Origin of the sequence: Ferrovibrio sp. (assembly GCF_002796975.1) — a bacterium.
GTDB lineage: Bacteria > Pseudomonadota > Alphaproteobacteria > Ferrovibrionales > Ferrovibrionaceae > Ferrovibrio.
Map to the genome: position 1 here is coordinate 457,494 of NZ_PEKV01000005.1, position 13,608 is coordinate 471,101.

7 protein-coding genes are annotated in these 13,608 nt (G+C 50.7%); 6 read left to right on the forward strand and 1 reads right to left on the reverse strand.

What is annotated here, in order from left to right; genetic code table 11:
- Positions 1–183: 183 nt before the first annotated feature.
- Both CTR53_RS07160 and CTR53_RS07165 read left to right on the forward strand, forming a co-directional pair.
- Positions 184–2,433, forward strand: coding sequence for a site-specific DNA-methyltransferase (locus CTR53_RS07160; RefSeq protein WP_290810542.1), 2,250 nt, complete (start codon positions 184–186; stop codon positions 2,431–2,433).
- 362 nt (positions 2,434–2,795) lie between these two features.
- On the forward strand, positions 2,796–5,468 hold the full coding sequence (locus CTR53_RS07165) for a DEAD/DEAH box helicase family protein (RefSeq protein ID WP_290810545.1): 2,673 nt from the start codon (positions 2,796–2,798) through the stop codon (positions 5,466–5,468).
- Positions 5,469–6,624: 1,156 nt separating this feature from the next.
- On the opposite strand, the gene CTR53_RS07170 is transcribed toward CTR53_RS07165, so the two are convergent.
- Entirely contained in the window at positions 6,625–7,050 is a 426-nt protein-coding gene (locus CTR53_RS07170) for a recombinase family protein (protein ID WP_290810548.1), read from the reverse strand.
- A gap of 195 nt (positions 7,051–7,245) precedes the next feature.
- Here CTR53_RS07170 and CTR53_RS07175 point away from each other — a divergent pair, with 195 nt between their 5' ends.
- The 4 genes from CTR53_RS07175 to CTR53_RS07190 all read left to right on the forward strand — a co-directional run bounded on the left by CTR53_RS07175 (position 7,246) and on the right by CTR53_RS07190 (position 13,583).
- Positions 7,246–8,319 (forward strand): CHC2 zinc finger domain-containing protein, encoded by a 1,074-nt coding sequence (locus CTR53_RS07175; RefSeq protein ID WP_290810551.1) that lies wholly within the window; start codon positions 7,246–7,248, stop codon positions 8,317–8,319.
- Positions 8,316–11,453, forward strand: coding sequence for an RNA-directed DNA polymerase (locus tag CTR53_RS07180; protein ID WP_290810554.1), 3,138 nt, complete (start codon positions 8,316–8,318; stop codon positions 11,451–11,453). The genes CTR53_RS07175 and CTR53_RS07180 overlap by 4 nt, the downstream gene beginning before the upstream one ends.
- A complete protein-coding gene (locus tag CTR53_RS07185) occupies positions 11,450–12,328 on the forward strand; it encodes a hypothetical protein (protein WP_290810557.1) in 879 nt (292 codons plus the stop codon). The genes CTR53_RS07180 and CTR53_RS07185 overlap by 4 nt, the downstream gene beginning before the upstream one ends.
- Positions 12,329–12,539: 211 nt before the next feature.
- Complete coding sequence (locus tag CTR53_RS07190; protein ID WP_290810560.1) at positions 12,540–13,583, forward strand: YaaC family protein; 1,044 nt, start codon at positions 12,540–12,542, stop codon at positions 13,581–13,583.
- The last annotated feature ends 25 nt before the right edge of the window (positions 13,584–13,608 follow it).

A 13,608-nucleotide genomic window follows, 5' to 3' on the forward strand; every position in this document is an offset into this window, starting at 1 on the left:
GTAGAGCGGGGAAACTACTGAGGTAGAATCTGCCAAGCCCTCCCTAACTTTGAGAGCCTAAACTTCTATCGGTTTCCCGCGCAAGTTGTTAAGAATGGTGCCGGGCTCGAATCAGGGCTTTTTAGAATCTGTGCGAGTGCGGATATGAAATTTATGGTCACGGTAGATCGATAGGCGACGATAGTGAACTTAACAGACCGCGAGAAAGAACAGCTTAAGGCAATGATCGACTCGGGGCAGCCTTTGCCTCCCCGATACAAAGCCGTGCTGTTCGACCAACCTCATGAGGCCGAGTTGATTTGGCCTGGCAAGACATCAGAAATGACTAATGTCGTACTGCCTTTCCAATCGATTGAGCAAATCGATGAGCCCAGGAGAGGGACTCAGGCAGGTACGACCGACCTATTTGCGTTCGATCAAACGACTGGCAGGCAAACGGGTGGATGGGCCAACAAACTTATCTGGGGTGATAATAAACTCGTTCTTGCATCATTAAAGAATGGGCCGTTGCGCCGTCAGATCGAGGACGCTGGTGGCCTAAAGCTCGTTTATATAGATCCGCCATTTGATGTGGGGGCCGACTTTTCTTTTGACGTTGAGATTGGTGAATCGGAGCGTTTGACTAAGGAGCCGAGCGTCATCGAAGAACTTGCCTATCGCGACACTTGGGGGCGCGGGGCCGATTCATATCTCTCTATGATATATGAGCGTTTGACCTTAATTCACGGATTGATGGCGCCAGACGCCAGCATATATGTGCACATCGGCCCAGACATTGGCCCCCTGGTAAAGGTTGTCCTTGACGAAATATTTGGTCGTCAAGTTTACAGCGCAGAGATCTCTTGGAAGCGCGTAACGGCGCACGGCGATAGCAAGCGCTGGGGCGTTATACATGACTATATTTACTGGAAAACGAAGTCTGACAAATTCATATGGAATCCTCAGTACGAACCTTACTCTCAAGACTATCTAGACAGTAAATACAACAATGTGATGCCGGACGGACGCCGTTATATGCTCGATAATATGACGAGCCCAAACCCACGACCAAACATGATGTACGAGTGGCGTGGCCATAAGGCTCCAAGGCTAGGCTGGAGGTATGAATACGACACGATGGAGCGTCTTTTTAAGGATGGTCGTGTTGAGTTTCCCAAAAAGGAGGGAGGTAGGCCACGGTATAGGCGATTTCTTGACGAAATGCCTGGTGTTCCACTCGGCACCGTTTGGGCAGACGTACATCCAGTGAACTCTCAAGCGGATGAAGATACTGGGTATGACACCCAAAAACCGGAAACACTGTTAACACGCATCATTAAGGCATCGAGCCACGAGGGGGATCTAGTTGCCGATTTCTTCTGTGGTTCCGGTACGACATTGGCTGTGGCCGAGAAACTCGGACGCAAATGGATTGGTTCAGATTTAGGCCGCTTTGCGGTCCATACGAGCCGCAAGCGCATAATCGGCGTGCAACGCTCTTTGCTGGAGGCAGGCAAGCCCTACCGCAGCTTTGAAATTCTCAACCTCGGAAGGTACGAGCGTCAGTATTTTGCCGGGATTGACCCCACGCTTCCAGAAGAGCAGCGTCGCGCAATATCCATTCAAAAAGAAGAGCATTACCTCACACTAATCCTGAATGCCTACAAAGCGGAGCGGGTGTTCCAGTCCCCCCCCTTTCATGGCAAAAAAGCTGGCGCGCTTGTGATCGTCGGGCCAATTGACGCCCCTGTCACGCAATCCCAGGTTCATGAGGCAGTCGAGGCCGCGCGAAAGCTCCGTATCAGTAAGCTCGACATTATTGGCTTCGAGTTCGAGATGGGAATTGTGCCGCATGCGCAGGACGAAGCCCGCACGAAGGGTGTGAGCGTCGCTCTTCGCTACATTCCGAAGGACGTATTTGATCGTCGGGCAGTGGATAAGGGCCAGGTCATCTTCTATGACGTGGCTTATGTCGAAATGCAGCCGATGGTAAAGGGCAATTCTGTCACGGTCCAACTGAAGGATTTTGGTGTCTATTATCGGCAGGACGATGTTGGTGTACTGATTGATTCCCTTAAGAATGGCGGTTCAAAAGTCACGATCGATGCTGGAGAAGTGGTGAAAGTTAGTAAGGATAAGAAGGGCGTGGTCAGCCGTGAAGTGTTGACCAAGGCTTGGAGTGATTGGGTCGACTACTGGGCTGTCGATTTTGACTTCGAGAATCGCAAGGAAATCGTGCGCATCACCGAAGCGGACGGATCAGAGCGTGAAGTCTGGACTGGGGGTTACATCTTCGAGAATGAATGGCAGTCCTTCCGGACGCGGCAGCAGAGGCAGCTTGAGCTGACCAGCGCTATGCACGAATACCCGAAGAAGGGTCGATACAAAATCGGAATCAAAGTGGTCGACATCTTCGGCAATGACACTACGAAAGTTATCGAAGTGTCACTGTGAAGGCTCTTTCAATCGAAAGCGACCGGTCTCCAAAACCGTGAGCGCTTCTAAGTACCTGTCATTAGGCGCTGTTATGTTTGGATCCGCCAGAAGCAATTGGATCTTGTTTCGGAATGATATTCGCATTCAAGGTGTCGAACATCTGAGTAGTCCTGACCGGCATTTCCCTCCTGATATGGGGTAGTGGCCCTCGGGGTGTGGCGCGGTTTCGGCGAGGGGGGTGACCACCAGCGAAGGCAAGCGGGTGAAAGGCGAGCGCGCCACCCTGCAAGAACATTTGCTGCTAGTCATCTATTCGAGTTGGCTAGACAATTTAGAAAACTGCCTGCGGTGAAGGGCAGCTGAGGTTAATGGGGGACGACGTGGCGCTGCATCCTGATTTCCCGATTGATCCCTATGCAGTCTTGCACCCAGACATTCGCTGGTATCCGGGCGATGAAATGTTGGGTGGCATGGGTTATGCGATGTTGCTGCCACCCCTGGTCTACAAGATCCGCAAGGCAGTGGCGGAATGGCGTGCATCTGGCTATCTCGGGGGCTCGCCGACAACCGTAGCTCTGCTCAATCACTGGTTCCGTGCCGAGCACATGATGCCCCAGGCCGATGGAACCGTCAGGCCATTCCAGTGGTATTTCGCCCAGCGTGAGGCAGTAGAATCGGCACTCTGGCTTTATGAGGTCGAACGGGCACGTGATCCCTATGCACTGATGAAGTTCGATTCTTCTTCTCGCGTTTCCAAGGGCATGTTTGCCGAAGATTGGACTCGGTACGTGCTGAAGCTTGCTACCGGCGCCGGCAAGACCAAAGTTATGAGCCTTCTCATGACCTGGTCCTATTTCCACAAACTGTATGAGCCCGACTCTGATTTATCGACGAACTTTCTGCTGATTGCCCCCAATATCATCGTGCTCGACAGGTTGCGTACGGATTTCGATGGCGCGAGGATTTTTTATGAAGATCCGTTGTTGCCAGGCAACGGCTATGAGGGCCAGAATTGGCGGGACGATTTCCAGATGACCGTCCACATCCAGGATGGAATTGGTCTGGTCGAGCCGCAAGGCAATCTTTTCCTGACGAATATCCACCGTGTGTACGAGTCCGGTTCCGAGCCCGCGCTCGAGGACGAAAACGTCACCGACTACTTCTTGGGTAAGAAGCCCGCCGGCAAGACGATGGAAAGCCAGGTCGACCTTGGGGTGATCGTACGAGAGGTGCCTGACCTCGTGGTACTGAACGATGAAGCGCATCATCTGCATGATGTCCAGAGTGCCTGGTTCAAGGCAATTGAGGACATTGCGTTGCGTCTGCGTCAGAAAGGATCGGAACTGTCCGCGCAGTTCGATCTTTCAGCCACACCAAAGCATAACAACGGTGCGATCTTTGTGCAGACGATCGCTGATTATCCATTGGTTGAAGCCATCCGCCAAGGCGTCGTGAAGACGCCCGTACTGCCAGATGGTCCGTCTCGCGCCAAACTCCAGGAGAAGAAGAGCGCGAAATATACCGAGCAGTATGAGGACTACCTACATCTCGGCTATCTTGAATGGAAGAAGGTCTATGACGAGCTTCTTCCGACGGGAAGAAAGTCGGTGCTCTTCATCATGACTGACGATACGCGCAATTGCGATGAGGTTGCCGAGTACCTAGAGGGTCGTTATCCGGAGCTTAAGGGCGGCATCTTGGTGATCCATACAAAGCGCAATGGCGAGATCTCCGAAGCGTCCTCGGGCAAGAGCAAAGAGGAGCTGAATGAACTACGTGAGGCCAGTCGCTCTATTGATGATCCTACGAGTCCCTATAAGGCAATTGTGTCAGTGATGGTGTTACGCGAAGGCTGGGACGTGCAGAACGTCGTGTCGATTGTCGGTTTGCGTCCGTTCACCAGCACGGCGCGAATCCTACCTGAACAGACGCTCGGCCGCGGCCTTCGGCGCATGTTTCGTGGTCAGGATTTGCAAGAGAAGGTCAGTGTCATCGGCACCGATGCCTTCATGGACTTCGTCGAAGGCATCAAAGTTGAAGGCGTTGAACTTGAGTATCAGCCAATGGGCGGTAACAGCGGTCCGAAATCGCCCGTTGTCATCGAGGTCGATCAAGAGAACAAGAACAAGGATATCGACAGGCTCGACATCGACCTGCCACTGCTGGCTCCGCGAATCCATCGTGAATATAAGAGTTTAACGGACCTCGATATCGCAGCACTTGGTCACGCGCGTGTGTCTCACCGCATGTTCACGGAGGACGAGCAGCGCGAAATCATATTTCGCGACATGAACACGGATGAGCAGAGTCACGTTACGGCGATGGACACGATTTTCACGCCGAACTATCAGAATATGATTGGATTCTTCGCCCGTTCGATTATGCGTGATCTACGGCTTGTCGGTGGATTCGACATCCTGTTCGGGAAGCTAAAGGAATTTATCGAGTCACATTTGTTTAACCGAGCAGTGGATCTGAACGACCTCAATACGCTGCGAAATCTATCTGAGATCGATGCCGCGCGTACCCTGGTGGAAACCATCAAGACTGCCGTCAACGCGCTCACCGTGCGGGACGCTGGCACAACGGAGGTTCGAGGTTCCATACGAATTTCCAAGACTAGGCCTTATCTTGTGAAGGAACAGGCATTTTTGGTGCCGAAGAAATCGCTTTTTAATAAAGTCGTTGGCGACTCACATTTCGAGTTGGAGTTCGCAGCGTTTCTCGACAATTGTTCAGATATCGTCTCCTTTATTAAGAATAGCCAGAGCACGTCATTTCGTATCGAGTATCAGAACGCCGACGGCGGAATCGCGAATTACATTCCAGATTTTGTTGTAAATCAGGATGGTGCGCGCATTTGGATTATCGAGACAAAGGGCCGTGAAGATTTAGATGATCCGCTGAAATGGGAAAGACTGCAGCAGTGGTGCGCCGATGCCACCACATACAATGGGGTGGGGCGAGCTTTTAGCCCGCTATTTGTGAGGCAGGAAGCCTGGGAGAAGCACAAGCCGAAATCTCTGAAGGACTTGATCGCGGCAACTGCATAGTCCTTCCAATGGGCTTAGCATCAAAGAAGACCTTTTCTTTAAGACCAAATTGCGCCTCCCCGGATGCGCATCGGGGAAAACCTACTGGCGAGTATCAGGATCCAACCAGCCTGGCGTTCTTACTGACCTCGCCATTCTCAAAAGCAACTGATGCGTAGAGGAGCCTCGGAACTTTAGTCTTCCGATTGCAAGTGGTTTATCCGGTTGTATGTGGTTGTCATCTAGTGGGCTTCGAGCAGATCGGTTATCCACCTTGATCAAGGTGACATAGCCACCCATGTAGAAGCGGTAGTATCGGATATCATCGAAATATTCAGTATGTGGGTTAAGAAAAGCAGTCCTGGCAGGACCTTCATCAAACTGAAATAGATGTGTCTGGAACTCTGTGTCTCTACCGGGGTCGTCATTCTCAATGAGCTTTCGAGCCCTGTCTTGATAGGGTCCGAGCGAGACTGAGCGAAACTCAGGCCGTTCACTCGCGCTGGCACGCCATAGAACCGAAATGAAGTAAAGTTTTAGGAGCCGATAACTGTATCGATCGATCAGGGTGAAATTAGGTTCGCTAGAGATTATTTGCCCGTGGCGGCCTTGCATTAGCAGCTCGGCTGCATACTGATCGTAATTTGCAAAACGCGCCTCGCAGTAGCTACAGACTAAATTGACATCATAGATTCCTTTGTGCGACCGCTCTGCCCAGTCGCGCTCAGTTGTCATCAGCATCATAGGCTGTCCTGAGTCCCCCGTGACGGGATAGAACGCCTCAGGGACTATATGCGCTTTGACGAGCTTGGTGTCTTGGGTGCAGAATTTGCATATCGGCATTCTTGTGTTCTATCGGCATCCGAAAAATGACTTGGATCACCTGGGGTCTCTTGCCAGCCAACATTAGCGGTCCGGCAAGAAGCCAATCTAATACGGAGAAAGTATTACCTCCGCGGAGCCTGAAGAAGACAAATCTACGCAGTCATCTGCGGCGGCTCAGTTGATAGCGTACATTTATTTCTACTGACTTTTACCTGATTTCCTAAATTAAAAACACGTTCCAGAGATTAATCACGTTGCTCACGCTTATACGCCTCACCGGTAATGAGAAGGCACGATAACTCGGTTATGGCGGTAACTAGGCCGTCCACAGAAACGGTATAGCGAGTTGGCTCTAAGTAAGGGATATCACCTGACCAAAATCGTTTGCACGCTCATCGGCCTTGGCGATCAATGCTTGAGTGCCAAGAGCAGAATCGACCTTCGCCCCTTTAAAGCTCCCGAGTTTCACGCCCCGCTTCTTCGCCGCAGTGAGTGCCGCTTTGATGCGCCCTGAAATCAAGCCTGCCTCTAACTGCGCGACGGCTGCGAGCTGCTGCAAAATGAACCGGCCCATCGGACCCGATACTTGGGGCAGGTCGGCAAACACCACCTCTACATCGCCGCTCAGAATGGTCTCCAAGAACCGGACGTTACGGGCGAGCCGGTCTACCTTCGCCACCACCAGGGCGGCTTTGTTGACATTGGCCTCGTGCAGCGCCTTGGCAAGCTGGTGGCGGTCGCGGCGCTTGCCGCTCTCGACTACGGTAAATTCAGCCACCAAACTAGTCGGCAGACTTCAGAACCGCCTGTATGGCGATTTCTGGGCTTCTAGGCCCAATCCAGACCGGCCCTGCTTATCAGTGGAAACCCGGTAATACGCGATAGCGCGCATGGGGTTACATTCCAGTCAACGAACGGTGAGTGGAGTGTACCTATTATGTTCCGCTGCCACTAGTAGAAAAATCGGCACAAAATGACCCTAAAGGTCGCTGCGGCTGGGGCGGCGTGTGGGCAAGGGAAGCAAGAAATCTACGACTTGGAGAAGATTAAGGCGCTGCCAATCATACCTCTTGGAGAACAGTTGGGAGCTGTTCTGACCAAAGGGGCAATGGCGCTGTGCATTTTTCCAGGCCACATAGAGCGCACTCCATCTCTCCATTTCGAATCACGGAAAAATACCTGTTTCTGCTTTGGATGCCGCCGTGGAGGATCAGTAATTGATCTTGTGAAAATTGTACGCGACTGCGATTTCAAAGATGCTGTTCGTTGGTTGGCTGATATTGATCAAGCGCAACTAGCAAAACCAAAACCAATACGACGCACCGTAGAATATCAAACGCCAGTTAAACATGATGGTGTCGAGTATTTACCTGATCTCGAAGTGTATGCTTCGATAATGAAGTGCAGCCCGCTTCAGACCGACGGACGGTTATACCTGAATGGCCGCTTTATAACTGATCAAACTATTAAAAAATTCAGCGTCGGACAAATTCCAAATGCCGATCATCTTGTTGCATCTCTAATCCATAACTTTGGCTATCCACGCTGCGAAAAGAGTGGAGTCCTGGCCGCATCATCGACCCCGAGTTGCCCAAGGCTTGTTTTCCGGTCACAGCATATTGTGTTTCCGTTCCTAAATGGTGAGGTCGCAACTTACCTACAGGCAAGATCGCTCTCACCCAGCATGGGTTCCCCTAAATACATTGGCCTACGCGGAGTACGAAGGCCGGTGTTCAATCTGCCAAACGTTGCAAAGTCGCGAGCGATCTGGTTGTGCGAAGGAATTGTGGATGTCTTATCTGCGTATGAACTAAATAAGCCCGCAATCGGGTTACTTGGTGCAAGCACCACGCTCCGTCCAGATGAACTCGACTTTCTGAGCGGAAAGACAATTTATATTGTTGGAGATAATGATCGTGCTGGCCGAACTATGGTGAAGAGGCTGCGAAACCAGTTTGTGAGCCGTCGCATCATCTCAGTTATTCAAACGCTGCCACCTGGAACAAATGATCTCAATGAGCATCTAGTTAAAACGAGGCGGAAATGAGTAAGGCTTATGATCTACTCATCACGCCGGAATACTTAATTTGGGCATGGAAAAAGGCTCAGCGACTATATCGGCAGGCGGACAACATATACGACTTAGTCGAACTTGCTGCCTTCGAACTAAATATCGAAGAGAATCTTAGGGATATTCAGCGATCATTTGAGGCGGGACGTTATGTCGTCTCACCGATGAAGCTCCTACCGCAACCTAAAAAACCTGACGACAAAGGTCGTCCGCGGATGCGTCAGAGTTTCCATATAGCAGTGAAAGATCAAGTGGCGTGGATCGCGATTATCAACGCAATCGGGCCACAACTTGACGCGCTAATGCCTGCGTGGAGCTATGGTCATCGGCTTTTTAGAGCGGCTTGGTACGAAGAGGATAGTGAGGGGCCGAAATTGAATATCGGCCCATATCGCCATTCAAGCGGTCATCTCTATCGGAAATTCAAGCATAGCTGGCCGCTGTTTCGACGACATTTGGCTCTAACTGCACGAAAAATGTCAGGTACGTTAAATGTCGAGGAGCTTGACGAAGGGGAGAAGCGTGCTCTCCAGCAAGCAAACCAACTGCCTTACTTGGCGCAAGGCTACTGGATCGAACGAAGTGATAAATTATACCTAGCTTCGTTTGATCTTTCGGCATTCTATCCAAAAATCTCTGTTGAGGCCGTCAAATCTTCTCTGAGCAAGTACCTTGCGGACTATCGTGATGATGCGAAGCTTAGGAAGCTTATTGATGGAATGCTTGTTTGGCGCATAGAAGCAAACAGCATCTCAAGTGAACTATCCGAAATTACTGAACCTCAGATGCCAGATGGTGGGTTCCATGGTTTGCCGACTGGCCTAATGGTGGCCGGATTCTTATCCAACATCGCAATGCTTCCAGTTGATGTGGAAATTACCGAGCGTTTAAGAAACTGGGAAAATAGGAACATCGCACATTTCCGCTTTGTCGATGACCACACAATCATTGGATTTGATTTCGATGCAATTGTTGGATGGATAAAAGCATACCGAGAGGTTTTAAAAAGTGCGGGGCTGTCTCTGGAAATGGCTCAGGGAAAGTACGATCCACCTGAACTAGAGATGCTTCTTGATGCAGATAACAAGCAAACGGAAATTTATGAAGATGTAAAGAAGCAGGCCGCCCTCGATGGAAGGCGCCCTGCGCGGTTGATGACGCCTACATTAACGCAAGTATCAATGCTGGCAGGGATAGACTTCAACATTCTGACAGATGCGTCACGCCTGCAACGTCTAGAGCAATTGGAGTGGTTGTTACTGGCGGATTTACCGGATCGAGAATTGCGTGCGGATACTCGAGCCGCATTTGCTGCAGGGCGCATCGCGGCACTCGCGCCAGGAGCGCTGTCCGTGAGCGATGAGACTACTGCGAAGCACAGAGAGGAGCGTATTCGTCAACGCGCTACGGGTGAAATCGAAACGGAAGCCTTGAGGTTATATGAATCGGCATTAGAGCGTCATCTTCAGAAGTATTTTGGTTTGCTATTCCAAGCATTCACTGATCATCCCGATAAAGTTCGGTTATTTATTCGGATACTAGATTACTGCAAAATTACTGGTTGCGACGGCCCCAGTAAAATTGAGGGGTGGATGAATGCGCATGCGACGGGAGAATACAGGCATCTCAAGAGGTATTTGAGCGCGCTAGCACTACAAACGTTTGCCGCGCATCTTCCTGCTGCATTGCGAGTCTGCGTGGATGAGGCTTCCCTTGCTCGGGAACGGGCCGGGGCGAAGCAATATATTCATCACATTTGCAAACTAAATATTGATGCGTTTGTCCAGGAGAATGGAATTCTTGAGCATTCACCAGAGTACTTTCAGATTATATCACTTCGAGAGATCGAGGCGTCAGCACGCTTCACACTGTCACTTGCCAAGGCGCATAATCTTTTAGATTTGATCGAGAGTCTTACCGTTTTAATTCAGAGATTCCACACTGGCCCTCTGCCGCGGGATGGCGCAGATGGAAAGCGATTAAGTGCTTGGGCATTCTGGGCTGATCGGCTGTTTCAGTTTTCAATGAAAGAACGTACTGCGGTGTGGGACGATTTCGTCGCACATGCAGATGTGTCTAATTCGTTGGATTGGAATTATCTTCGACTGCATCCAACAGATATTCCCAGAGAGAAGTGGGCTATTGCATGGCAAGTGCGCACCTTCCCAAGAGATGATGCGGGCTGGCTATATGATGCTCTTTTGAGTACTCCGAATTTTCTCAATGATGCTCAGGTCAGCGGTCGGACCATTACTATTGTGCGCGCAAAACTGGAGGATGCTGGTAGGCGAGAAAAGCCAAAAAAAATGATTAGTTTAGCAGAGTGGGTATCGGCGCTTCAGGCGCTGTCCCCTTATGATCCTCGTAGAAGCGAATGGACTGCATTGGAAATAATACGACTTCTATTGCAGAAGGAAGTTACAGACTTTGATGTAGGAGACTTAAGGAAGTTAGACTGGTTGCATCCAGCAAATATCGAAGTACCTCAGTCCTGGCTTACGGGACCTTCAATCGATCCAACGCAGCTCGGAGTTCTGACATGGGAGCGGTGGCGATACGCAATGCAAATTGGGCCGATGCCCAAGTTCTCAGACCGGAAAATTGCGGACTACCGATACCACCTAACTTCAATCAGTGCCCCCGAAGAATCTGAGACATGGCATTTGAGGCTAAGGGGTGTTGCTCAAATTATTTGGGGTTTGGTTCGTCGAAACTTTAAACTGCCTGCGCGATGGAATGTCCGCGGCCTTGAGCGAAGTCATGTGGAGTTCTTCGGTCGCGAACTTGAACATCTCAAAATATCGTCTCAGACGGTCGCTTTGCTTGAAGCTTGCGTGTTTCCGAGAGCGCACGAGACTGACTTAATTATTCGCTTCCCGTTTCTATTTGGCGGGGAGGCAGCAGACGACACCAGGCTAGATGCAGTACCATCTATTCCAGACCCTCAGGCGCTAATTCTTGCAATTGATCGTGCGCAAAAGAAGCTCTTGTCCGAGCAGGTTACTGTGTCAAATCATTTACCCCGACAGCTAATTCCGGTGAGCTTAATTCAGATTACCAATGCGAACGTGGCGGCAGTGCCAGAAGATGAAGAGGAGATTGTTCCGTGACAATAGCCGCACGACTCGCTGACTTCTTAAGTGTTGGCGTAATACAGACTTCGCTTGACCATGAAGCGGCTTGGATTGGAAAACCGCGGATGGAAGTTATTGAAGAAGAGCATGCGATAACTGAGATTCGGCGTTTTACATCGGCTTTGCGTCAAGATGGTTCATCGCCGGATATAGTGTTGCTGCCGGAGCTGTCTGTGCCTAGGGGGTTTATCCCGAGGTTGCGAAGCATGTCGCGGGCGATGGAAGCGATAGTGATAGCGGGTGTCGATTATCGCGAAATAATAGATGAGAAGGGCCAGAAAGCCGTCTGCAATGAAGCCGTCATATTTGTGCCAAATCAATGGCGAAAGCGACGTATCAGCTCTCGAACTACAATGCGGGTATTGGGAAAGACATACCCGGCTCCTGGCGAGCTGAAGAATCTTACCAGCATTGGGTATGGCTTTCAGAAAGACACGTCTATCTGGCTGTTCGATGGAGACGATGTTGGGACGTTCGCGGTAGCAATTTGCTATGATTTTTTGGATTTAGAGCGAGTTGCTGCTTATCGTGGAAAAATTCAACACTTATTTGTATTGGCGTATAATAAGGACATCAATTCATTCAATCACGCGGCAGAAGCACTAGCTAGAATGATTTTTTGTAACGTGATTGTTTGCAATTGCGGCTACTTCGGTGGGTCGCATGCAGTTAGTCCATATCGGGATCCGCCGCTCAGGACTGTATATCAGCATAGCGGAGCAAAGCTTGCAGCAGCTCAGGTTGTGATGTTGCCGGTGCAGAGTCTATACGCGCATCAGCGTGAAGCGCCCTTGTCGGGCGTCCCCTTGTTTAAAAGTCTGCCACCAGGATTCTCGGAATCTTTGTCATAAGCGTTACTCATAAAAAATCTCCAAAAAAGAGTAAGCAGCTGCAGAATTAGACGCTGCAGAGGTGGTTGACCTCTGGCCTTACAGCAGGGATATAAATGGGATCCAAGGATGGCGGCAGCGTTAGCGCATATTTAAGCGGCAGCGTTAGCGCATATTTAATGGTGGTGTGGCAGCGTTCAGCGTACCCGAGCCACATCCAAGAGCTAAGAATATGCCCGCCGCCGAGCTCAGAATTAGTAATCGCTCAGCTTACTTCCGTAAGGCGATAAAGACGCCTGCGTTTGCAGGCGAGAGTGTTCTGACACGCGATGCTTTTCAGTTCACAGAGCTTTGGCTACGCCGGAACTGCAAGGAAGCCTTACCATATTGGCGGCAAGCATCGGCTTACTTCTCAGCTGCTCGGACGATGCCCACGATGGCGGCACCGCTCGCAAACTACTATTGCTTCTTGAATGCGACCAAGGCGCTTCTGACCGTAAAGAAAATCAACTTTGCGGAACGACATGGTGTGGCTGGACAGTTCAACGTCGAGGCGAAGCGCAGTCTCTCGAATGAAAAGGTCACATTCCAGGCGGCGGGAATTATGTCAGCGTTAGTCGAGTACCTTGGTGAAGCCAAGCAAGGCGAGCACACGCTGTCAGAACTGCTGGCAAACCTGCCATTCGTCCATAGGGCATACCGGCTGACTTTCAAATCGCAGCCGGAGCTCTTTATGCCGCTGCATAACTGCATCTATAGGCGGCATCCGACAGACGACTACGTGTGGTTCTCAGCCGAAATAAAGGGAAAGTTCGCCGATCAGAGGAGTTTGAAGACGCTGCCGAGCGGGTTTGAAATAGACCACGGCTTCACAGACAGGTGCATCGTTCGATCCAAGAAGCGAGTGAAATGGTATGCTCGAGGTGCTACACCGACGGTGAAAGCAGCCGCATTGGCGCGACTTCACAAGCTTCATGCCGGTATTCGACTGAATCTCGGTTTCATTTCAGCACCACTGGATCTTTGGTATTTGAAGCGATCTATGGCGGGATCGCAATCTGTGCCTCGTTATGGAATGACCATCATTATGGCCGTGATGCACCGCTTAAGTGAGCTTTCGCGCTACGATCCAAAGGGGCTGGCTCGTTACCTTGATGGGCGCGAGAACTGGCTTCTAACGGAGTTTATTCAGTTGGCCCCGGCACAATTCATCGACGAGCTAATCTGTGAGATGACTTCGTTGGAGTTCCGCCTCCCAGGTGTTCGGCCGCAGTAGAGCGGCTGAAGAAAGCGCCGAACAT